The organism is Cryomorphaceae bacterium 1068, from assembly GCA_027214385.1.
Lineage (GTDB): Bacteria > Bacteroidota > Bacteroidia > Flavobacteriales_D > Cryomorphaceae > JAKVAV01.
The window spans coordinates 185,355-208,909 of sequence record JAPVXR010000004.1 but is presented as its reverse complement, the minus strand read 5'-3'; the positions used below and the strand labels follow the sequence as shown (position 1 = coordinate 208,909).

Here is a 23,555-nt window from a genome sequence, read left to right as displayed (position 1 = left end):
CTTATGAAAACTAAATACATCGTATTGCCATTGCTGCTGTTCTTCTTCAGTTTTGAACTGGCAGCTCAATTGGATACCAAGCACTGGATTCCTCCGTTTTTTGCGAAGGTTGAAGACCAATCAGGGACATCCAATATTAGGGATCACTTTGTGAGTCTTTCAACTCCCGCGGAGGACACGATCCCCGTTGTTATTCGAGATGGTTTTGGTCAATTGATTGATACTGTTTTTATTTCCAAGGCTATGCCGCAGGAGTACACCTTCGGTCCCACTGGAAATGCAACGGGTAATCCCGCTACATCCGTATATCCATTCAACGTTATTCCCAGGGATAGTTTGAATATGCCGATCAGGTCTCAGGGGCTTTATTTTGAAAGCTTCCAGCCATTCTTTGTGAACATGCGTCACAAATCGGGTTCCCAAGGTTTTTCCTTGACTTCTAAGGGTCAGGTAGGGCTTGGAACAAAGTTTTTCACAGGGCACATTTATACGACTTACAATACCAGTTCTGACCCTTCATGGAACGAAGACAGGCGTTCGCACTTTGTTTCGGTCATGGCAACTGAGGACAATACCACGGTTACGTTCGATCTTATAAAGGATCCGATTACCTATATCGGTCAAACTCCCGGCGAACCAATTTCAGTTACACTAGATGCTTTTGAATCTTATGTGATTGGAGTGGATCATGCAGATTTTGACAACTCAACGATAAATCTGGCAAATGGTACAAGGGTAACTTCAGATAAACCTATCGTTTGTAATTCAGGATCTTGGCTTTCGGGAAATGAAAGCGGTCAATGTATTGGTGCAGACCAGTTAGTTACCGCTGATGTCACAGGTCAAGAATATATTCTGGTGAAAGGTCTTGGAGACGAGACTACCGAACGACCTATGGTTGTTGCGATTGAAGATGGGACAGAAGTCTTCGTTAATGATGAGACAACTCCCATCGCGGTCCTTGATGAAGGGGAATTCTATTTTATAGAAACAGAAAAGTTTACGGCAAATGACAATTTGTATATTCTGGCTACTGAAAAAGTGTACGTCTTTCAGACGGTTTCCGGATCAGCCACCAATATCGGCCCCACCGTTGGCTTGAATTTTATTCCACCTTTGAACTGTGTAGGGGCAAAAGAAGTAAATCTACCTTTCGTAAACAGTCTCGCAGGAGGCAGTGGTGAAGGTCGGATCAATATTATTACAAAAGCAGGGACATCAATTTTTATTAATGATGATACGACACCCCTTACAGGATCTCAAACTGTTACGGGTAACTCTGAGTGGGTAACCTACGCTTTCAATCCCCCAACCGATAATGTGAACATTGTCAGTGACTCTGTGATGAACGTCGCACTTCTTACGCGTGACGGTGTAGTGGGTTCAGCGGGATATTTCTCCGGATTTACCTTGGAGCCTGTTGTTGGACTTAGCGCGGGAATAAGTGGAACAACCCCTTGTATTCCCGGTAACGCAGTACTTCAAGTATTTGGATTTGACACGTATCAATGGTTTTTCGAAGGAGAGGAAATTGAAGGAGAAACATCAAATACCTTGGTTCCTGAATTCGCAGGTCAATACAGCGTGGAAGGAATTGATATTGCATGTGGATTCCGATTTCCGTCCAATCCTTTTATTATTCCCTATTGTCCTTCGACTCTGGGAGCTGCGAAAGAAGCTCAAGTTGTTCAAGAGACCGCTCCGGGGTCAAGAATATTTGACATTACATATAGGATTTTCATTGAAAACTTAGCTGAAAGTGCTAGTCAGAATATCCAGATAATTGAAAATATAGCAGGTGGATTGCCTGTGGGTGCTACCGCTGAACTTATTGGAACGCCATCTTTGGCATTTGGAATTCTTTCAGGAGGTCTGAATCCATCTTTTGATGGCGTAATTGATCGTCGTTTATTGCCTGGAACAGGTGATTTACCAGGTTCTGCTGCCGATGCGATTGACCTTACTATTCGTGTGGACATGAATGCCGCCGAGCAGGATGGGTTCTTTAATCAGGTAACGGTTACCAGTATTGATGAAGGAGTTAATGATGGTGTAACAGGTCCTTTTAACGGTCAAGACTTCTCACACGTAGGAACTAATCCCGATCCTAACGGAAACGGTGAACCCAACGAGGAAGGAGAGAATGAGCCAACTTTGACTTGTTTCTTCCCAAATACATTTGAATATGCCGCTGAGAGCTTTTGTATGAGCGATGATCTTCAAGCCATCGAACTTGATGGAGTGAGTAGCGGAATATTTACAACTGATATCGACGGTTTGGCGATTGATCCGGAAACGGGATCGATCACACCGCAAGACAGTGATGCTGGAACGTACAATGTTACTTTTACCGTTGAAGGAAGATGTCCTACAATCACAGAGACCGTAGTGACTATTATACCTGTTCCCGTTCCGGGCGCAGATGTTGCAGCAGATGTATGCGAACAGTCAGAACTCGTTGACTTGAATGATATTCTCCAAGGGGAAGATGCCGGAGGCGTATGGACTGATTCGGAGGGTAATGTAGTAGGAAACAGTTTTGACCCTCTGTCACCGGGCTCCAATGTCTTTACTTACACTGTTATCAACGAGCCTTGTCCGGCTGAGTCAGCAGAGGTGACAATTAACGTTATCACAGCCCCTAATCCAGGTGTTCCTGCTGAGAATACATCATTTTGTTTTGATCAATCTCAGGTGTCGGTTGACGAGCTCATTTTAGACGCCGATGCCGATGGTGTATGGACTGATGCCGATGGTATCGTTATAGAAGATACGTACACATTTGTTGGTTCGGGTGAATTCAGTCTGACCTACACTGTGACTAATGCTATTTGCGGAGACCGCTCAACAGACGTCGTTGTTTCAGTAATTCCTGTGCCCGATTCGGGAGTTTCAGTGGGTGACGAAACATTCTGTGAAGGCCAAGAACTCAATCTCAATGACTTGATCATTGGTGGTGATGATGACGGACAGTGGTTTGATCCTGACGGAGGTGAATCAGAGGACGTAATCAATGCAGGTCCTTTAGGATCTCAATCCTATACATACACAATCAACCGAGTGCCTTGCCCTGAAGTTTCTACTGAAGTCACATTCGAAGTGGTTGAAGGTATATTCCCGGGAGTGCCAACTGATGATCAGACTAATATCTGTTTAGATGATCCGGTTCAGAATCTCTTCTCATTCTTAGAAAATGCAGATGCAGGTGGTGTTTGGACAGATGCAGATGGCAATACAATTTCAAATATTTTCGATCCATCGGAAGAAGGTGACTTTGAATTCACATACACTGTAAGTAGTGTAGAGTGTGGAGATATTTCAGCTACTCTTTTTATCAACGTCTCTGAAGAAAACTGTGAGGTGCCCGTGGAATTTGAAATTCCCCAAGGATTCTCTCCGAACGGTGATGGAATAAACGATGAATTTATTATTCCGGGCCTTAATGAGCTATACCCCAATAATTCACTTCAAATCTTCAATCGATGGGGAGCTGAAATATTGAGTGCATCTCCTTACAACAATGATTGGGATGGAAAAGCCGCATCGGGATTGAATTCCGGTGAGCCACTCCCTGTGGGAACATATTGGTACATCCTCGATTTGGGTGATGGATCTGAGCCGATTATGGACTTTATCTACTTGAATCGATAACTAGAACTCTAAAATAAATGGCTATGAGCTATTCGACTTTGAAAAAAATAGTGCTGGGTTTTGCCGTAGTTTTTATGACTGCAGATGCCTTTGCTCAGCAAACCCCTTTGTACACAATGTACATGTGGAACCAGTTGGTGATCAACCCTGCCTATGCAGGTAGCCGTGAGGCCTTGACTGCTTCAGCCGTTTTGCGAGAGCAATGGGTTGGTATTGAGGGCGCACCGTCTACTCAGGTACTGAGCATCCACAGTCCACTGCCCAATGATAATATTGGTCTCGGTTTTACGGTTCAAAATGACAATGTCGGTCCCGTAAACAATACAGGCATTTGGGGAGACTTCGCCTACCGCATGCAAGTGACCCAAAAGGCAAAACTCTCCTTGGCCTTAAGAGCAGGTTTTAGCGTTTATCAAGCAGACCTGAGGGATCTCCAGACCGGTGATGCCAATGATCCTGCTTTTAACCAAAACGTGAGCAATAGCGTTACTCCAAATTTTGGATTTGGAGCATACTATTACTCTGAGCGAGGTTATGTGGGAATAGCATCGCCGAGTATCATCGAAAATGAATTGAATAGCGGGAACAATACCCCTGGAAATGATTTCGAAGATTTCAATAACCGTCATTACTACCTTTTAGCAGGTTATGTTTTCAACATTAGTGCAGATAGTGGTTCAGTTATGTTCAAGCCATCTACAGTGATTCGTGCCGTAAATGGTGCTCCTGTGAGCTTCGATATCTCAGCTAACTTTCTACTCAAGCAAAAATTATGGGTGGGAGCATCTTATCGTTATCAAGATGCCGTTGCTGCTATCGTTTCTTTCAATTTTACAGATCACTTGCAAGCCGGATATTCTTATGACTTTGGCACAAGCGACTTAAATACGTATCACAACGGATCTCATGAAATTATGCTGACCTATGACTTCTTTAAAGACGAAGTCAAGACCAGAGACCCCAGGTACTTTTAGAGATTTTTTGAATCGATTTAAACGAGCCCCGGATAATTTCGGGGCTTTTTTGTGACCTATCTCACCATTTCTTGTGCTGCTGTTAATGTACCTTTGTTTGTCAATCGATTTATGAGTCCTATGGAAAAGCTTCTTAAGTTTTACACGTTTGTTTTCTTGTTCATTTTTCAATCTTGCTCCGTGCCTGCTCAAGAACAGGGGGCTCAGTCATCTCCAGTTGAGGTTGAAGTCAGCGAAGCTTCTGAATTGATTGCTCAAGGCAATCTGATTCTTTTAGATGTCAGAACTCCGGGAGAGGTGAACCAAGGGTATATAGAGGGTGCGCTGAATTTGAATATTTCAACATGGGATGAATTTAAAGCGGGAGTGGATCAATTGGACAAGACCGAGCCTGTAATGGTATACTGCAAAGTGGGAGGAAGGTCTCATCAAGCAGCCGTTTATTTGGTTGAAAATGGATTCACTCAAGTTTACGACATAAAGGGTGGAATTCTCGCATGGGAAAAGGCAGGAGAACCTCTTAAAAAGGACTGATATGGCTAGCTTCAAAGAAATAATTAGTGGTGATAAACCAGTCTTGGTAGACTTTTTTGCAGAGTGGTGCGGCCCTTGTAAAACGATGGCTCCTGTGCTTAAAGACTTGTCTTCAGATATAAAAGGAAAGGCTACGATACTCAAAGTGGACGTCGATAAAAACCCGCAGGCAGCGCAGGCATTTCAAGTGCGTGGAGTGCCAACTTTTGTGATATTCAAAAATGGCAAGTCTGTTTGGCGTCAGTCAGGAGCTATGCCAAAGAGTGTATTGCTGCAAGCTCTTGAGAGCCAATATTAGCATTATTCTAAAGCAGAAAATGAGTAACCCTTTTCACTCAGCCTTTTAAGGCTTCGAGGGAGTGCATAAATCATGTTTTTATAGGCCTTTTCGCTATCGTGAAAAACCACGATACTTCCCGATGAAGCATTATCAACTACATTCGATAAGCACTTTTCAGGTGATACATCACTGCGCCAATCGGCCGCCAGTACGTCCCACATGATTAATTTGAATCTCGACTTCAGCGCTTGAACCTGACTTCGTGTGATACGGCCATAAGGAGGGCGAAATAGCTTTGAGTCTACCACAGACTCACACTCCAAAACATTTTTGAGATAGGAGTAATCGGAAAACTCCCAACCATTCATGTGATTCCATGTGTGGTTAGCCGTTTTGTGGCCTGCATCAAGCAGAGCTTGGTAAGCTTTCGGAAAACGGACCACGTTTCCTCCTATGCAGAAGAAGGTACCCAAGGCATTGTGTTCCTTTAAAATATCGATAATCTCTAAAGTGATCGACTCCGTTGGACCATCGTCGAAAGTCAGGTAAATAACGCGCTTGTCTCTGCTCTCATTCCAGAGCAAATCGCCCGCAAAGGGCTTCAAGACTTCGGGTGTTTTGACCAAATACACTTTTTAGAATCTCATAGTGGGCTGAGTGCGGTATTGTTCGAGCTCTTGGATTTTTACATCAAAGGCCTTGTCAAGTTCTTGGAATCTTTGGTCTAGTTCATCACCAAATCCTTCTTGCGGATAGCGCTGCTTCACGTCATCGCGCAGTCTTCTCATCACTGAGTAGGAAATCTGAATGTCTTGCTGAAGCTGAACCGCAAATTTCGGATCAAGGGACATATAGTATTCAAAATCTTCCGCGTATCGTTCGAAAACGATTTTTGTGATTTCATTCGCTTTCTCGTTCTCACCTAATTCGTAATAGTTCTCTGCAATCGGAACCATCAGTTTATCGAATGGCACATTGTGATTGGGCATTACCTCAAGGCTTCTGTCCAGCACTTGGAGGGCCTTCTCTTCCTTCTGTTCTATGATGAGCTCTTCAGCCAAATTGGAGAATTGCAGACGCAAGTTGTTTGTCATACGGAGGTTGTTCTCATCCATATAGATTTGATTCTCGCTGTCCATTCCTCCCCATTTGAACTTGTTCATCACATTGTCATACATCTTCTCGGTATCCACCTTTCCGTATAGGTTCGGATTCCGATTATCAGGACTTCTCACCGGAGTAAGTCTGTATGCTAGTCCTTCCAATTTGAAGTAATTTTCCAAATTAATGTAGCTGTCAGGGCCCGTTGTTACTGCAAAATAAATAGGTCTTTCCCAATTATTGGTGGCAAGCAGGTCGAGCTGCATCATGTTATTTTTCAAAAGGTAGCTGCGGTCTATTCTCCATTCTACACGATCTGAAACGAAGGCTGTATCTTCAACACTTATTACCCCTCGACTCAACAAATCGTCTTTATCTACCTCGATGTAGAAGCTTTTCGTTGGAATCACTGCCAGTTTGGCTCCTCCACCCATGCTTCTCAAATTCTCATCTTTTGCGATGTAGGCAATTGCTTTATCCACGTCAACGGGTACTCTTTGTGGATTGGATGATTCATCCATCAAAACAACGTCGCGGGTACCTTGTCGGTACTTGGTTTCTGTAAGAGAGAACGGCACCGGATCAGATTCGTACGCTTTTCTCTTCATCTGATTGATGTACCAATCCGTATTCAGGAGGCTCAGGTTTACTACCCTTACATCTGTGCGAATTCCTTCCACTTCCTGGGCGTACCAGAGCGGGAATGTATCGTTGTCACCATTGGTAAACAAGATGGCATTTTCTTCAGTAGAGTAGAGGTAATTGGCCGCGAAGTCGCGCGCCGTATAGCGGTGAGATCTGTTGTGATCATCCCAGCCATCGGCACCCATAAGTATAGGAACGGGTAGTGTAATGAGCGCTGCCAAGACAGCGATAGGTGTGGCCGATTTGACCGATTTCCCTAAAAAGTAAAACAGGGCAACTGCACCTACTCCGAGCACTCCCATGTACCATACCGAGTAAGAGAAGAAATGACCATTGTCTTGTAAACTTTCCAGAAGGTAAATTACTCCCCCTGCTCCCAATACTGCACCGGCAGTATTGATCAGTTGCTTTTTCTTGATGTTGTATGCGGCATCAAAAAGGGCATAGACTCCCAGACCTATCCAGATAGCAAACGCATAGAAGGATCCCGCATAAGCATAATCACGCTCACGTGGCTGAAAAGGAGTTTGGTTAAGGTAAACTACGATGGCTATTCCTGTAAGGAGAAAGAGCAGTAGCGTTACGAACCAATCGTCAGGACGACGGTATAATTGGTAAAGCAAACCTATCAATCCCAATATGAGGGGTAATAGGTAGAATCGATTGTAAGCGAAGTTATTGGTGATGCTACTCGGTAAATTCTCTTGTGAGCCAAGGCGTTCTTGATCAATAAAATCTACTCCGCTAACCCAATTCCCACTCATCAAATCGCCGTGACCTTGCACATCGTTTTGCCTTCCGGCGAAATTCCACATGAAATAACGCCAGTACATAAAATTGAACTGGTAGCGGAAGAAGAACCGCATATTCTCTGTGAAAGTAGGTTTGTTGATGATAGTGGGTTGTCCGTCTTGACCGACGGTTCGGATGGGTTTCCCTTTGAAATCTGACCAGCTTTTGTAAGATTGAACGTGATTTGCCTGCGAACTGTACATTCTTGGGAAAACGGATTCAAATTGAGGGTCGTAATTCACCACGGATGATTTCCTGTCATCAGAAATCACATATTCATGCGATAGCTCATAGGGCTGATCTGAATTGGCAATGTACTGTTCAGCATCAAATTTTTCAGAAAACCATTCTACAACTCGGCCTGTCTTAGCTTGCACTGTCCATGCCTTAGCGTGTAAGGGTTCTCCATCACTACGCGGGTTTTGCGCATCTGTGGGTGAGTTGAAAAAATGACCGTAGAGAAGTGGTCTATCTCCGTACTGCTCTCGGTTGAGGTAGGAGAGAAGCGTAAAGACGTTTTCCGGATTGTTCTCATCCAATGGTGGGTTCGCCGACGATCGAATGACAATGGTTGCGAAAGTGGAGTACCCAAGAATGATGACTACAACGGATAGGATCACTGTATTCCAAACAGGCTTGTTGTTCTTGTGGGTGTAATACAATCCAAAAGTTAGCGCCGTAATTCCTATAAGGGCATAAACGATCACTCCCGTGTTGAAAGGCATTCCGAGGGTATTCACAAAGAAAAGCTCAAAGCTTCCTGCCAGAGACACGACACCAGGGATAATACCTGCTTGGATGATTCCCAAAATGACTAATGAAACAAAACCGGTAACTACCAGACCTTTGGTTGTCGGCTTGTTTCGCTTGAAATAGACCACGAAACAAATAGCAGGAATGGCGAGGAGGTTGAGTAAGTGAACTCCTATGGAGAGCCCCATCAAGTATGCGATCACGATGATCCACCGCATTTCATTCTTTCCATTGGAGAGACTTTCCCAGCGAAGAATGGCCCAGAAAACTGCTGCCGTGAAAAGCGATGACATGGCGTATACTTCGCCCTCAACAGCTGAAAACCAGAACGAATCTGAGAAAGTGTACGCTAAGGCTCCGACAACTCCCGCGGCCATTGTTGCGATTATTTTACCTGTGTTGTTGGCAGTATCTTCACCTTTCAGCGCCATTTTTCTCCCAAAGTGGGTAATGGTCCAAAACAAGAAGAGAATGGTCAAACTACTACTGACTGCCGAAAGGATATTAATGGCCATCGGCACACTTTCCGTCGAAACGAACATGGAAAACAGTCGCGCCAAGAGCATGAAAAGCGGTGCTCCCGGAGGGTGTCCGATCTCGAGTTTATAAGCAGTTGTGATGAACTCACCCGTATCCCAGAAACTGGTGGTGGGTTCGATGGTCATTACGTATACGATGGTGGCTACGAGAAAAACTCCCCAGCCCGTAATCAGATTCAGTTTTCTAAAGTCCATATGGATGGTCAATTATGGCTGCGAAAATAAGAAAATAACCCTGCTTCGTTCCGACACTTTGGAACCATTAAGAAGTATGGGGATTATTTGTGTTTTTTTGGAGATTGAGTGGCGGTAATTAAGAGAATTATTACATTTGCACTCCGTTACCAAAAAATTGTCCCATGGTGTAACTGGCAACACGTCTGTTTTTGGTACAGAAGAGTCTAGGTTCGAGCCCTAGTGGGACAACTTCATCAAAAGTGTAAAACCCTTAGCATTAAATTGTTAAGGGTTTTTTTGTTTTATGGTGTGATGTATATTGTGCCTACATGTGTTGATTTGATATAGTTTCAGCAGTGTAGCGAACCGAATTTACACTTTCAATTTTCAGAAAGGCCGCCCCCTGTTTCCAATCTTCAAATGCCCCACGGTGGATTAGTGTATAATCAACCTCCCTTCAGGCTTTAGGTAAATATACTTTTCAAAAAAGAGTCTTAATATCTTGAAAAACAGATATATATTATGTTTTCTTTGGTTTTTACTATCTGATTGAGAAGGTTAGACCAAATCTTAGCGAAATATCCCAACTCATTGATAAGGATTAACATTTTTGATTTTCTACAGCGTCCGCGCTTATTGGTCTAGCGGAGATTATTGACATTTTCCGTTGAAAACTCTAACCAAATGTGAATTGAGTGTAGTGTGTAAATGCTCCTTAACCAAATAAATTCGGCAATGCTTAACTAATGAAGGTTAAGCCTAACTAAATTAATATTACGCCTATGGCAGATTTTACCTTAATCCCCCTTTCGCAAGAGAGCCTATTCGAAAAATTAGAAAACCTGATTGACTCTAAACTCTCGGGACTAACTAACGCTGCAAATATTCCAGAAGCTAAAACTAGTGAGGAAATTGTAACGCGTAAAGAAGCCAAGCACCTACTTGGAGTTTCCTATCCTACTATGAGGGAATGGGAGAAGCTAGGCTTACTAAAGAAACGCACGATAGGCAGAAGAGTCTATTATTTAAGATCAGAGATTATGGAGGCACTTTCATCATCTCTGGAAACAAAAAAAAGCGCAGTGGCTTCGAAAACATCTGCGCTTAATTAATCTATTCAATAACCAAGCATGGCTATCGCGGTTCAAAGTTAAGACTTGTTTTTAACTGCCGTGTAGCCTAGCGTTAAATTCTAATACATGGATACAATTAATTCATTTAAAGTCAAGCCAGTACAAACGAAATCATTTTGGTTGGCAACGGGCAAGCAGCTAGAAGGTGCAGGTGACGCTCGCTTAAAAGACACTCATCTCTATGTAACGGCCACCTTTCCGCAAAGGATAGAAGATATAGAGGGTATAGGTATGCTCTTTGACGGGTTTACCAAGGGTCTGAGGTTGGGTTTAAGAGATGATAAAAGCTTCGATGAGCAAACTGTAGACCATTTCGTAAAAAGATCAGATACGGACAAGATTTTTGATTTTTGGAATGAAAGCGGTGAAGAGTCGCAACCTCTTTTTGAAATAGGTCAATCTAAGAAGGGTTCAGGTGGATTGGTTTATACTATTCAAGCGTCAGAAGCAGGTTTTCTAATGCAATACCCTGCTTGGAAGAAATCTAAAGGAGTAATAATTTTCTCGCAAAGTCTCTCCCTAGCGGAAATCCACCTCTTTGACATGGCTAGAAGCGTAACTGATTCAATAATATTCGCGGATCAGTTTTCTGAAATCCTAGCGTCTATGAGAGTTCGGAATATTGAAGCTTGTAAACCGTTGGCCGCTCCTGATCAGTGGAGCGAACTGAAGAAAAGCTACCTAAAAGAGATCTATTACTAACCCAATATTAATAAACCTTCCCTTGAGGACGAAATCCGTCCTTTTGGGGAGTAATTCCATACTTATGCTTGATAACGTATCATTAAATAAATTCTCATTAACTAGCGGTGAGTACCACATGTTAGAGAAGAGATTCAAAGGGCAAACAAGAGAGACAAGAACTGATAATGTAGTTCATAAACACACAATGAAATTCGGTAGTTTGACTATTTCATTTTCGCAAACGATGCTAAATATCTCTGGAAGCATTACAAAGTTCTACTTTAGAAACAACGTTGAGCAACTATCCTTTGTGCAGCTTCATCATGCAGTGAGCCAATTAGAAGAATATCTTAATCTCGGCTTGGCAGATTGTATTTTGTCTAAGGCAGAGTTTGCATTTAATTTTGGGCTTAGTCATAAGCCAGAGGTGTATGTGCCGATTTTTGGTAAACATTCACGATTAGGATTACCTACAGTAAGTCACGGTTCGACGGTTTACTTTGAGCATAACAGCAGAAGGTTGAAATTTTACAACAAAGGAAATGATGCCATAGCGAAGAAAATGGACTATCCTGATGTACTACAACCTATGAATATTGGACGTATAGAGTTGACCTTCAAATCAAAAATGAAGCGACAAATTGGATTTAACACTTTGGGAGAGTTACTTGAAAAAGAGAACTATTCAGCCTTGGTCGATTACTGGTATAACGACTACCTGACTATTCATAAGCTGAGTGAATTTAACAAGGAATGGGGTTTCTCTTCATTGTCGCAGATGGTAAACTATGGATTTAACGAATGGTGTAATAGTAAAGGCTACAGTTATGTATATAGTGCCATTGAGCAAGAAAACCACAAAGGCAATATTACAAACGGGAGAATGGCATCAAGAATGAAGTCAAGACTCAACAAAGCATTTAGTGATTCTACAGATGCTCAACAAGGCAATTTAATTGAAGAGATGGACAATTGTGTGAAGTATTGCTTTAAAGAGGCTAAAATCCAGCTTATGAGAGCTTAAAACTAAAGATGCGCATGCTACAATTATTCATTTTATGAAATCAAGTGCTCAAAATATAAGGTGAGGTAAGAAAAGACGTGTAACGCGATAGAGAAAAAGAAGGCTATTTTGATTATATGTAATGTGCTTTTCTCAACTTTTATCGATGATTTAAACGTTCTTATACTTCCTATAAAGGGATAGCAAAGGGGTTTTTGGGCTTTGTATATACTTCTGTAGGGAAATAGGGTTTTATCTTTTAATTAGTTGGTTAGGTTAAGAATCAATAACTTGTGTGAGCGGACGCGGGAAGGAGATATAGAACCAAATATTATCACTTTTGATTATTCTTCGTAAGGTATAATCAGAACCCCCAACCTTCTTGTTAGAACAAAAATCGATTACTATGAAGTGGAATCCGAAAATGAAACTTTCTTACGACAGGAAAGGGCTGAAGTATATTGTTTCGTTCTTTGCTGCAATTTGGCTTATTAAGTTGTTAGCAAATGGTACGATTAACTTCCAATTGTCAATGTTGGCCTTCTTCTACTGCATTGGAATTTTCTCTCCTGTTATAATAGGATTACTCTTGACTTTCTTGTACTTTCTATTTTTCAAGAAAGAAATTTATGTACCTACTTCGATAGGGGTTTTTTGGATTATGGTAGTCTTAGCGGTCTTGGCCTTTTTAGGTTCTATTAATTGAGTTCTAAACGGGTGCTTTGGGTCTTGTCCACATCACGTAAGGGATTTAAAGATTTATTTTTGATTGATTTAGGATTACTTTTGGACTGATGAATCTTAAGCAGCTATCATTTCTACTCTCACTTTTAGTAACTCTCAGTGTTGATGGGCAGTCAAAAACTTTTGTAAGAGATTACACCTATAGGGCAAGTGACTCTGACAGCAAGATAACTTCCAGACAGAGAGCTTTAGAGGAAGTTAAGGCTTTTCTAGTGGAAGAGTTAGGAACCTATGTTGAAAGTTATGTGAACTATGAGGTCGAAGAGCTGAATGGGAAAATGACCAAAGACTTCTTTACAAATGAGATTAAGACGTTTAGCGTAGGAACAACCAAAACAAAAATACTTGAAGAGAAATGGGACGGGTACGAATACTATATAAGAGCTGAAATACAAGCAGACCCAGAAGAAGTCTTAAGAAGAATCAATGAAACTCTTTCAGTCCGAAAAAAAAGCTTGGTGATTGATAGTCTAAAAAGTCTTATTAAATATTCTGATGTTGAATTGGAAAATCAGGCCAATCAAATGGAAGAATTAGAAAGAAAATTAGCTGTTAAAAGCAAAGAGTTGAATATCCAATTAGCAAGTTATAACAAGGCAAAAAATGAATTAGAACAAATCAAATCTCAACTAATCCAATATCAAAGAGAGGAGCAAGAAGTAAATAATGAAATAGAAGCTATACGGCAGAAAGTTTTGTCAGCAGGCACTAAGGCTAAAAACTTCGTTAGGATTGGGATGACTGAAGAAGAAGTTGCTACTCATCTTGGGAGAAAAGTGTATTCAAGCGGGGATGAATATGAATTAAATGAGAGAGCAAGAATAAGACTGATTCATTTGGAGCCAAGTCGGTTCGGGGGGTATGATCAGTCTGTTTTGGCATTTTATGCTCTTGGAAATATTTGGATTCATTTCGCTGAAGATTCTGGTCTGGTTGATGGAGTTTGGGAACATGACAAAATGCTATTGATTGAAAAAGCAACACCTCAATCAGTTAGGGAAAATTTAATGGAAAAATACAATATTGGTAAAAAGCTCTATTGATTCAGTTTTAGCTTCTAAGAAAAAAGACACCCTTTAAATTGTAGGCTATATTCACACAAGGGAATTTTCAGCAAAGAAATCCTTTTAGTAAGCACGAATCAGAGATGTCAACAAAGAGAAAGATTCAAGTTCCTAAATTGCCAATAGATGAAATAGTAGTCGATTCTATGGCGCTCTCAGATTATGCCAAAGAAGCATATAAAGAATCTCTAAAAGCAAAGACTGATAATGACACATTCCACTATTATCAGGGAATTTTAATGAGGCATCATATTCTGAACAGGGATATTCACACCCTAATGGGTTCTCCAAAGCATTTTAGTTTAAACACCATTGAAATAATTCTAAGAGCGATGCTTGACGACTTTCTTCATTTATCATATTTGAAGATGTATAGCTCCAAAACTGATGAGGCAATTATTAAGTTGAATGCAAAGGAGTATGCAGAATCCTTTAAATCGATTAAAGAAGCTGCGGATATTAACGAGCAAGTTTTCGAAGGAAAAGACAAGAACTTACCCACCCAAGGTTATTATGATCATGTTCTCGCCAAATTTAAAAGCGTAGATCAGAATGCGAAGTATTTCAAGACGGATGAGAAAACGGACTTTAAAGGTTTCCTCCAGATGAAACAAGTCGTTGCGAAATTATGCGCGCAGAAAAATTATGCCAATAATGCTGTTCGAGCATACTATTTATGGAAAAGTTATTCGGGGATCGTTCACTATTCAAGTGTATCATTCGACCGAGAGAAACATTGGCATGATGGTTATTATAAAATGATACAAGAATCACTTCTATATTCTTTTAACACAATAGGTTTGGCAATTGATTTTTTTGATTCGAATGGTCATTTTAGTTTCTTTTGTGATGATAAGTTTTTAGAAAGGGGATATGTGTTTTTTAGTTTCGATGAGTGAACATATAATTAAAATTGATATCCTGCTTTTTACTCTCGGATAGGCTCTAGTTCGTACCATTTGCGTTTAAACCCCAGAACAAAAAACCCCTTAACAGTCTATCTGTCAAAGGGTTTTTTACTTTACACTTGTCCGCGGGAAGGGATTACGTCAGTCCTTTTTGTGGTGATTCCCAAAGCTCAATGCATGTTATACAAGATTTGCAAAAGCACCCGCAAATGCCTTTTGCAATGTTGTTGCATGCTCTTCCTGACTTACATTTATATACTTAAGTAGCATTGCGACAGATTTATGTCCTGTGCAGTTCATTATGGTAAGCAAATCTACTCCTAAGTGGTAAGCATTTGTTGCAAAGGATCGCCTGCCAGTGTGAGATGTTATCAATTCGTATTTAGGTTTAGCGGGTTCATTGGCTGAGAGTTGAACGTACTTATTAATGCCTGCTAGTTTGCACACTTCTTTTAGGTATTCATTAAAGCGTTGTTCAGAAATAAACCTCGGAAGCTTTCCATCTCTTTTATTTAAGGTGTGGGCTATTTGATGGCTTATAGGCAATATTACTTGATTCCCTGTTTTATGTTGAAAGATTGAAATAAAGCCTTTCTCATGATCAATATTCTCTGGCTTGAGCCTTTTTAAATCCGATATTCTTAGCCCTGTCCACAAGGCTATAATGAAGGCATCTCTCACTAAATCGAAAGTGCTGTCTAGTTGTAGCGGATAATTGAATAGTAGGTTAATTTCCTTTAGGTCAAGAACAGCGTGGCGAACATCCTCTTTGACCTTTAAAAAGGTGTTAGTAAAGACTTCTTCGTTTACATTGATTCCTTCCTTTTTTGCCCTTCGAGAAATAGACTTCAAGTCTTTAATTCTACTTCCAATCGTGTTGGTGGAAAGCTCAAGCGAGTCTTCTAGGTAGAATTTAAAGGCTTCATAGAAGGAAGAGTCCAATTCGCTGAATTTGTAAGTCCTCTTTTGAGCTTGCTGAAAGCCTTCAATTTTCATAAGGGTGTTCTTGTACTGTCTTATGGTTAAAGTGCTGAAACCGCCATTTTTTTGCCCATTACGGGTAGGCTTTTTAATCTTGCCAGCTTCCGCTTTTTCAATCCAGCTTTTAAGGAAGCTAGTGATGCTTTCATCCTGTTCGGTTTCGGGTTGTGAGTTTTCCCCTGTAAGGATGATCTTCAGCTTTTCCTTGTCAACTCTGCCATTATTTAGAGTCATCTCGTAGTAAGACTTCTCAGCTCTTGCAGAAAGTTCGGTTAAATAATCGTTGATAGCCTTCCTATTGGAAAGGTGGCTTCTGTCGCGCAGTCTTTCTGTCTTCTCGTTCCAATCTTCAGCGGCAACTTTAATCCCTGTGCTGTAGACAAATCGTTTGCTTTTGTAATGAAGAACCAGCTTGATCATCTTAGCCGTATCATCACTTTTTCCGAATAGGGTAAATCTTGGTTTTGCCATTTTAAAGCGTTTGTCCAAAGGTAATCTTTTGTGTGGTGTGACGTAAAATGTGACGAGATTTTTTTGTTCTATTCGTTTATTAGCTTATCAAGGTTGCCCCTTAATTAGCTGTTAACATTGGTTTGTGGTAGATAATAGTTATAATGAGATAAGATTATAGAAAGGTAGAAAAGGATATTATTGTCCTAGTGGGACAACAAAGCCTCCGCAATTGCGGAGGCTTTTTTTGTCCGATCAGCTTGAGAGGCTTATCTCGATGTCAATTGGGAGTGGGCTTTGCCCACACTTATTTATCTCCAGTGTCTTTTTTACTTTGCGAACTACCAAAACTCAAGCAATTCTGATTTCTTACCAAGGAATTGTGGCACCGGCATTTCTCAAACACTTCAACCCTTTCTAGCCCCGCTTCCAGTTACTCACAAGTAAGTATTTCCCTACTTTTTAAGAATGGCTATCTTGCACGTCGTTGTATAACCAAGACTGACCAAATCACCGTGCCGTGAGATTTATTAAGTATTTCAGGATTTTAGCAATATTGCTACCCCTTTTTTTGCTATCCCAACTTTTGAGTGCACAGCCTGTAACTGTCTGTGAAGGGGAAGAGTTTGATCTTGAGGCCTATCTCTTACTTGAATTTCCATCATGTGCTGTGGACTCAATCGAAATCACGAGTTCAGGAATTGCGAGCATTGCCCTTGGAGAATACGATGTTCCTTTTCTAGTCGACGCGGATGGGACGATCAGCGTCGAAATTTACGAGAATGGAGTGCTCTGTTCAACTGAGGTTATCGACTTTGATCTTGTCGAAGCGAATTTCACCGCAACGGCCATTCAGGGATCGTGTTTATTGGTAGACATTGCGCCACCTGCGAACTCATCTACCTGCACCTACACTTACACGATAGAAGGAAATACAATCCCCGGTCCCATCTCACAATACCAATTTTCAAATGGAGGATTGAACGATATTCTGCTTAATGTTCAGTGTGGATCTTGCTTTGATAGTCAATTGTTACAAATCGATGTAGACGGCCCAATCGCTGCATTGGACGTTACTGCCTCTAACATCTTTTTTGATACCGATCTACAGACTTTTGTCCTCTGTACGGAAGATCAAACCGGTGTGGTAACACTTACAGATGCCTCCCAAGAAGTTTCTGCAGGCGCCACATATACTGTTACGGTTATTTTTCCAGACGGAACTATTGAAATCGGCTCCACCTTTCCGCTACCTTATGAATTCACGGTAGACCAGCAAGGAATTTATACCGTAGAGTATGTCATCGACGATAATGGTTGCATATCGGAAGCATCCTATGAAATATTTGTTTCCAATCCGAATGTTTCGACTGAGCTTGAAGTTCCCGTTACAGTGGGCACTTTCACCTGCGAAGACTCAGTATTTGAGGTGAGCATATGCCCGAATGGATGTCCTACAAATCCTCCCGGGACGGTCTATGAAGTGATTTTGGAGTGTACCAATTTCTTCTTCTCGACAACTACGGTTCCAGCTCTCGTACCCGTTCCGCTGAACGTGGCTTCTTGCGGTGCTACTTGCGAAAGCGGAGGGGCTGATATTCCTTGTAGTTGTGATCTCGTGGTGAGGGCGCTGAGGCCATGTACCAACCCGGTTTCCAATACCATTTGCCCTTTTCAAATCCAACCTTTGCCAAATGCCAATTTTGATATTTCCCCATTTGATGCATCCAATACATATTGTGAGGGCACCTCACTCTTTTTCGACCCAACTTGGATCTCCGAAGATTGCAACGGACCAAATCCTGCGCTAAGTATTTGCGAGATTCAAAACCCTGAATGGTCGATAAGCCCTGCAACGGGGTGGACAGTGCCGGGCAATAACTTGAATGTGAACAATCTCTCAGCACAGTTTAACGACCCCGGTGAATACACCATTTCATTCGAGTGGTTTAACAGTTGTGGAACTTCTGTGAGGACTGAAACCGTCTGCATCGTTCCCGACCAAGATCCGACCGTTCAATGGTTTGAGAACCCGGTTTACTGTTTGGGTGAAACCATCGATCCTACGATCGATTTGCCCGATGTGCCTTGTATTGATGCTGATATTCTCTGGTCGGGAACAGATCTGTCTATATCCGATCCATCGAGCCCGAGTCCCATCGTGGAATTTACAGAAACAGGCTCCATACAGCTAGAGCTTGAGGTGCAAGGTCTTTGCAATGACTTCAGTGATTTTGTGACTTATACAGTTTGTGATGAGCCTCAGACCAATCTGTCCCAAACGGACTTGGAGCTTTGCGTTGGCCAAGAGTTTTGTTTTGAGCAATTGTATACCCTCAATTGGAACAACTGTGTCGGAGATGTCACTTGGCAGTTTGACTCTTTGCCCGGATCTCCGATTTTAAATCCCGTGGGTTCCGACTTATGCTTTACTTGGAATGGAGCTGAGGAGTTTGAATTTTACATCGAAGCGGAGAATACTTGCGGCATCGCCTACGACACCATTTCGGTAGTCATAACCGATGCGCCGTCCTGTCCGATCGCACAGCCCGGTGATTTTTGTTTTGGAGATCAAATCGATATTTCTCCACCTCTCGGAGCCGACCCGGCATCTATCCAATGGTTTTTCTCTACGGATAATGGAGGTTCTTTCAGCCCGCTCCTTCCCGGAATGCCGGATAATCCAACTGTAACCACTCAATATTATGTTACTTCTACGGTCAACGATTGCTTTTGCATCAGCGATACCGTAGAGGCCACACTTATTCCTGAGCCTTCATTTATTCTTGAAGTCAGTAATTTGAATCCGTGCCCCGAAGAACCCATTTATTTAACATCTCAACCCCTCGTCGGTGACTTAACTTGGGATGACGGGACGACAACTACCACGGCGGACACACTTTTTATAGATGCTACAAGCACTGCAGTTACCTATGAAGGAACTTTAAGCTATGGTACTGTCGATGTCCAATGTTCGGTTACGGAATCGATTGATATCAACCCGATCCTAAACCCACTGTCCATCACGTGTAATTTACCCACGCTTATTTGCGAGGGTGATGACCCTCTGTCGATTCCAATTGTTTCGCCTTTGGGTGGAGCCAATTTCATTGTTGATTCCAATGGTGATATTCTTCAGTCTGATGTTACCACTATAGATCCTTCAAGTCTACCACCTGATTCTTACCATTTCGTTTACGAAATAGTAGAGGCGAGCTGCACATTTCGGGATTCTTGTGCTTTTGACATTACGGCACCGCAGAGTCCTGATATCCTTCCGATCACGGATACGCTTTGCTACAACGAGGTTGTCGACTTTTTAGATGCAAACAATTTGGGAGGTATCTGGAGTTCATCTTGCCCTTCGGCAATTAGCAGTTCCGGTTTATTTGACCCTGAAGGTGCTGCATGCACTTCCGGATCAGTAGTAGAAATCTATTACTCCGGAAACTGTATTGTGAATGATACCATTGAAGTTTTTTTAATTGAGATTCCTCAAATTTCTATTGTTCAGAGCATTGAATTTCCCTGTCCCGGAGATGTGGTTACCTTTTCGCTGAATCCGCCTCAGAGCGATGTAAATTGGACAAATGCAGCAGGTGACTTTTTGGGCACGGGACCTTCGATTGATGTACAAATAGATTCTCCGATTACGATAATTGCAGATGCCGATGTAGGAGTTACCACCGTGAGCTGCATAGCGCAGGCCTCGATTTCTGTGAGTCCTGAAGTGAACCCGATTGATATCGACTGTTCTCTTTTTCCTGCCGTTTGGTGCACAGGTGATAATCCGATTTCTATTCCCGAGGTTTCCCCGGAAGGAGGGACAGGCATGATCATGGACGATTTGGGAAATATTTTATTCACTGATCCCATTCAAATTCAAACGGAAGACCTCGGTTCGGGAACCTTCTTTTACGTTTATGAAATTACCGATTGGGGTGCCGGACAATGCACGTTTCGCGATAGCTGTGAATTCCTAATAACAGAACCAGCCATTCCTGTTTTTCAGGAAATTCCCGACAGCATTTGTTACAATGCTGTTTTTAACTTCAACGAAGTTTCAGGCCTTTCAGGTCAATGGTCTTCATCCTGTCTCGGAAGTATCGACCCCTCAACCGGTCTGTTCGACCCCTCTTCTGCTGCATGTCTTGAGGGTACAAATGTGGAACTAATCTATTCGGGAACATGTATAGAAAACGATGCGCTTTCTATTTACTTGATTCCTTTGCCTGAAGTCACTATAGATATTGCGCAGGGATCTATCTGTGCCAATGAGTGCCTCCCTTTTTCACAAACGATAACGGGAGATTTTGACTTTTATGAATGGACAATTTCCTGGGCTGATCAAGAGCTTAGCTTCATCAATGAAAACCCCACTTTTTGTCCTGATCAAGAGGGGCTTAACAGCGCTGTAACGGTTTTAGTAGAGCTCTCTGTTTTTTCTGATTCGAATCCACAGTGTTTGGTGACCGAAACCACAAACATCGAGGTGATCAGAATCCCTGATGAGGTCTTTCCTTTGGTTTCACCTCAGTGCATAGAGACGGCTATCTCTCTGCCACCTTGCGAGGAATGTGAGTCGTATAGCATAGTTTTCTCTAATGGTTCAGAGGAATTTTCTTGTACTGTGCCGGGAGATAATTGCGCACCTCCCGAAACGGGAATTTATGCTTATGAGTTGGTCTACGATTTTGGCGCCTGCCAAAGTGATCCCATAGTGGGAGAAGTCCAAATCGTAGATGTTCCTTTCTTGACTATCCTTGAAGCAGAATACGACACTTGTTCGCCCGTAGTGGATTATTCCTTGTTCTATGGCGGCTATGATTTTACCGTGACTTGGCAAACCTCTGGTGATCTAGCTCAGACCACCCCTCTAGGTAGTGGCCTTTACGAAACGATCATTGACCATTCAGAGGAAGTGGAGGTAGACTCGCTGTTCACCGACATAATAACACTCCAAAATATTTGTGGCATCGCCGAGGAGTCGAGCTTAGTTTTTCATGCTGCTGATCCTGATTTTACCCTTGATCCTGATAGTAGTATCTATTGCCAAGGGCAAACGGTGCTTCTGGATTTGGGTTTTGCTCAGCCAATATTCGTTGACAGTATTACCATCAACTATTCATCCATCGAAGGAGCAGGAGGGATTGTCTTAAACGAAATTCCATTAAACGATGTGCCTTTTGATTTCAATTCGGATTCAGACACTTTGGTGGTGAATTTTGTCGTTACGGCATTCAATTCGTGTGCGAACGTTTCCAAAACCCTGACGGCATTTATCTTACCAACCGATGTCAGCGCAGATTTTGATATTCCTTTTTCGCCTCCCGTCTGTATCGGCGACTCTATCCCGATAGTTTTCAATAGCACGGGAAATGTTGACGCCACATTGAGGCAAATCGAAACAGATGACCCGAATGTCGAGGTTTTGCAGATTCTCGGAAACTGGTATTTGATTCCTCAAGAAGGAACAGCAGATGGCGAACTTACGGTCAATCTCACTGAGTTTGGCTTTTGTGGAATTGATTTCGATCAGGAGACAATTGCGCTTGGGCCTACACTCAAGCCTGAAATCCTCAGTGAGGATGTATGTCGCGGTGGGCTGGTTACTTTGGTTCCCGTACTTGAGCAAGATGCCGACTTGGTTTGGCAAATTACGCCTGATAGTGCGTTGAATGTTGATTTCCCACCCCCTATTCTTTACCCGCAGCCAGGTTTGTATTACCCATCCGTTTTGGCTTCAGCCGAAGGCTATTGCGACGGTAGCTATACTGATACGGTTGAGGTATTTGACCCCATACGTCCTTTATTACTTTGCGATGCTGATTGCGATGGGGGCCAAGGTTGTTCAGTAACTTTCGATGCCGTGTCAGTTTGTGTGGGGCTTCAGAATCCTGATATATTCAATTCGTTTGAATGGTATGTCAGAAGAAGTTTCTTTCCGGCTGCAGGGCCGGAAGTCGAAATTTCCATTGATGATTTGGTTCCTTGTGAGGATAATTTTGTTCGGCTTGTCGCCAGAGACGAAAACAATTGCAGAGTTGAAGTCACCGAGAATATAGAGTTTACGGACGTTTTGCTCTATGCTCCCAATGCGTTTACTCCCAATGCAGATAGCTTCAATGATGTATTTAGGCCTGTTATTTCGGGAGCTCCTGTAAATTACTCTATGAGAATATTCGACCGTTGGGGTAATGTGGTTTTTGAAACGAACGATCCTGAAGAGCCATGGCTGGGCAATGTAGAGGGTAACGAGTATTACTCAGATGCAGAAGTGTATTCGTATCTAATTGAATACTTGCCTTGTCAGCCCGAAGAGGAGGAGAAAAGGATAAAGCGCACTGGTATGATTACGCTCATCAGGTAGTATAATCGTACCCTGTCTTGTCCAGACGAAGTACTCCCACTTTCAAATGTTGGTAGTGTTAATTGCTTTAAACTTTTCCATCGGCCTATTGACTTGATTCACTCAAGATTTGATGGTATCTCAATGTTTCGGATAGTCTTTTTTCAAAAAAATGTGTTTAAAGATCTTTTTGCCAGTACATTAAGAAGTTTTTAGGTGTAGAATCTTAATGCGTTTGTTCACCTCTCTCCATTTCCTCGATGTAAGGGAAACAAACAATAAAATTCTACCAAAATGAAAGTATCTAAATTCCTACCGATGGTTCTTTTTCTTGGCGTCTTGAGCTTCTCAAGTTGCAACGATGACGATGATGACGAAGATCCGGCTCCGCCTACACGAACTGAATTACTAACTGGAAGAAACTGGATGGTTGAAGGTTATAATATTGAGCCAGCAATAGATATCGATGGCAATGGCACACAAGAAAACAACCTCATTCCGTTTATTGATGCGTGTAATCTGGACGATTTTTATGACTTCAATGCCGATGGGTCATACACGATCGAAGAAGGTGCTTCAAAATGTGATCCCAACGATCCTACCATTGTACAGAGTGGAGACTGGCTCTGGAATTCTGACAACACTCGATTAATTTTCGAGGCTTCCGGAGGAACAACTACTGAGGCTGAAGTCATTTCTATAACTGCTACGGAGGTGGTCGTGGAATTTACCAGCGTCGACCAAGGAGTTACTTACACTCAAACTCAGACCTGGAACTAAGCAGCATCTATTG

14 protein-coding genes and 1 tRNA gene are annotated in these 23,555 nt (G+C 42.1%); 12 read left to right on the top strand and 3 right to left on the bottom strand.

Annotated features, from left to right (window positions below; translation table 11 throughout):
* Window positions 1–3: 3 nt before the first annotated feature.
* The 4 genes from O3Q51_07830 to trxA all read left to right on the top strand — a co-directional run bounded on the left by O3Q51_07830 (window position 4) and on the right by trxA (window position 5,457).
* Window positions 4–3,651: a gliding motility-associated C-terminal domain-containing protein gene (locus tag O3Q51_07830; GenBank protein ID MCZ4408712.1), complete on the top strand. Its 3,648-nt coding sequence runs from the start codon at window positions 4–6 to the stop codon at window positions 3,649–3,651.
* Between the two features lie 23 nt (window positions 3,652–3,674).
* A complete protein-coding gene (locus tag O3Q51_07825; protein MCZ4408711.1) occupies window positions 3,675–4,625 on the top strand; it encodes a type IX secretion system membrane protein PorP/SprF in 951 nt (316 codons plus the stop codon).
* A gap of 120 nt (window positions 4,626–4,745) precedes the next feature.
* A complete protein-coding gene (locus O3Q51_07820) occupies window positions 4,746–5,159 on the top strand; it encodes a rhodanese-like domain-containing protein (GenBank protein ID MCZ4408710.1) in 414 nt (137 codons plus the stop codon).
* Between the two features lies 1 nt (window position 5,160).
* Window positions 5,161–5,457 (top strand): thioredoxin, encoded by a 297-nt coding sequence (trxA, locus tag O3Q51_07815; protein ID MCZ4408709.1) that lies wholly within the window; start codon window positions 5,161–5,163, stop codon window positions 5,455–5,457.
* Between the two features lie 2 nt (window positions 5,458–5,459).
* On the opposite strand, the gene O3Q51_07810 is transcribed toward trxA, so the two are convergent.
* Complete coding sequence (locus O3Q51_07810; protein ID MCZ4408708.1) at window positions 5,460–6,044, bottom strand: polysaccharide deacetylase family protein; 585 nt, start codon at window positions 6,042–6,044, stop codon at window positions 5,460–5,462.
* Between the two features lie 30 nt (window positions 6,045–6,074).
* Window positions 6,075–9,464, bottom strand: a complete 3,390-nt coding sequence (locus O3Q51_07805; protein ID MCZ4408707.1) for a DUF2723 domain-containing protein — start codon at window positions 9,462–9,464, stop codon at window positions 6,075–6,077.
* A gap of 158 nt (window positions 9,465–9,622) precedes the next feature.
* On the opposite strand from O3Q51_07805, the gene O3Q51_07800 reads away from it, so the two are divergent.
* From O3Q51_07800 to O3Q51_07775, 6 genes are all read left to right on the top strand, one after another.
* A tRNA-Gln gene (locus tag O3Q51_07800) sits at window positions 9,623–9,695 on the top strand.
* 533 nt (window positions 9,696–10,228) lie between these two features.
* The gene (locus O3Q51_07795) at window positions 10,229–10,558 is read left to right on the top strand and encodes a helix-turn-helix domain-containing protein (GenBank protein MCZ4408706.1); all 330 of its coding nucleotides are present in this window, start codon (window positions 10,229–10,231) and stop codon (window positions 10,556–10,558) included.
* A gap of 87 nt (window positions 10,559–10,645) precedes the next feature.
* Window positions 10,646–11,281, top strand: coding sequence for a hypothetical protein (locus O3Q51_07790; protein MCZ4408705.1), 636 nt, complete (start codon window positions 10,646–10,648; stop codon window positions 11,279–11,281).
* Window positions 11,282–11,345: 64 nt separating this feature from the next.
* Window positions 11,346–12,287 carry a hypothetical protein gene (locus O3Q51_07785; protein MCZ4408704.1) on the top strand — a complete coding sequence of 314 codons (942 nt, stop codon included), beginning with the start codon at window positions 11,346–11,348 and terminating at the stop codon, window positions 12,285–12,287.
* 773 nt (window positions 12,288–13,060) lie between these two features.
* Window positions 13,061–14,053, top strand: a complete 993-nt coding sequence (locus O3Q51_07780; protein ID MCZ4408703.1) for a hypothetical protein — start codon at window positions 13,061–13,063, stop codon at window positions 14,051–14,053.
* A gap of 104 nt (window positions 14,054–14,157) precedes the next feature.
* Entirely contained in the window at window positions 14,158–14,973 is an 816-nt protein-coding gene (locus O3Q51_07775; protein MCZ4408702.1) for a hypothetical protein, read from the top strand.
* Between the two features lie 189 nt (window positions 14,974–15,162).
* On the opposite strand, the gene O3Q51_07770 is transcribed toward O3Q51_07775, so the two are convergent.
* Window positions 15,163–16,434: a tyrosine-type recombinase/integrase gene (locus tag O3Q51_07770; GenBank protein ID MCZ4408701.1), complete on the bottom strand. Its 1,272-nt coding sequence runs from the start codon at window positions 16,432–16,434 to the stop codon at window positions 15,163–15,165.
* A 499-nt stretch (window positions 16,435–16,933) separates the two neighbouring features.
* Between O3Q51_07770 and O3Q51_07765 the strand changes: the two genes are divergently transcribed.
* Window positions 16,934–22,783: a gliding motility-associated C-terminal domain-containing protein gene (locus O3Q51_07765; protein ID MCZ4408700.1), complete on the top strand. Its 5,850-nt coding sequence runs from the start codon at window positions 16,934–16,936 to the stop codon at window positions 22,781–22,783.
* A 273-nt stretch (window positions 22,784–23,056) separates the two neighbouring features.
* Window positions 23,057–23,542, top strand: a complete 486-nt coding sequence (locus tag O3Q51_07760) for a DUF5004 domain-containing protein (protein MCZ4408699.1) — start codon at window positions 23,057–23,059, stop codon at window positions 23,540–23,542.
* Window positions 23,543–23,555 lie beyond the last annotated feature (13 nt).

What these genes read in the sequence shown, in the direction of transcription:
- O3Q51_07785 (MCZ4408704.1), top strand. Translation starts at nt 11,346, where the DNA reads ATGCTTGATAACGTATCATTAAATAAATTCTCATTAACTAGCGGTGAG.
- O3Q51_07770 (MCZ4408701.1), bottom strand. Translation starts at nt 16,434, where the DNA reads ATGGCAAAACCAAGATTTACCCTATTCGGAAAAAGTGATGATACGGCT.
- O3Q51_07820 (MCZ4408710.1), top strand. Translation starts at nt 4,746, where the DNA reads ATGGAAAAGCTTCTTAAGTTTTACACGTTTGTTTTCTTGTTCATTTTT.
- O3Q51_07795 (MCZ4408706.1), top strand. Translation starts at nt 10,229, where the DNA reads ATGGCAGATTTTACCTTAATCCCCCTTTCGCAAGAGAGCCTATTCGAA.
- O3Q51_07775 (MCZ4408702.1), top strand. Translation starts at nt 14,158, where the DNA reads ATGTCAACAAAGAGAAAGATTCAAGTTCCTAAATTGCCAATAGATGAA.
- O3Q51_07830 (MCZ4408712.1), top strand. Translation starts at nt 4, where the DNA reads ATGAAAACTAAATACATCGTATTGCCATTGCTGCTGTTCTTCTTCAGT.
- O3Q51_07825 (MCZ4408711.1), top strand. Translation starts at nt 3,675, where the DNA reads ATGAGCTATTCGACTTTGAAAAAAATAGTGCTGGGTTTTGCCGTAGTT.
- O3Q51_07805 (MCZ4408707.1), bottom strand. Translation starts at nt 9,464, where the DNA reads ATGGACTTTAGAAAACTGAATCTGATTACGGGCTGGGGAGTTTTTCTC.
- O3Q51_07780 (MCZ4408703.1), top strand. Translation starts at nt 13,061, where the DNA reads ATGAATCTTAAGCAGCTATCATTTCTACTCTCACTTTTAGTAACTCTC.
- O3Q51_07760 (MCZ4408699.1), top strand. Translation starts at nt 23,057, where the DNA reads ATGAAAGTATCTAAATTCCTACCGATGGTTCTTTTTCTTGGCGTCTTG.
- O3Q51_07790 (MCZ4408705.1), top strand. Translation starts at nt 10,646, where the DNA reads ATGGATACAATTAATTCATTTAAAGTCAAGCCAGTACAAACGAAATCA.
- trxA (MCZ4408709.1), top strand. Translation starts at nt 5,161, where the DNA reads ATGGCTAGCTTCAAAGAAATAATTAGTGGTGATAAACCAGTCTTGGTA.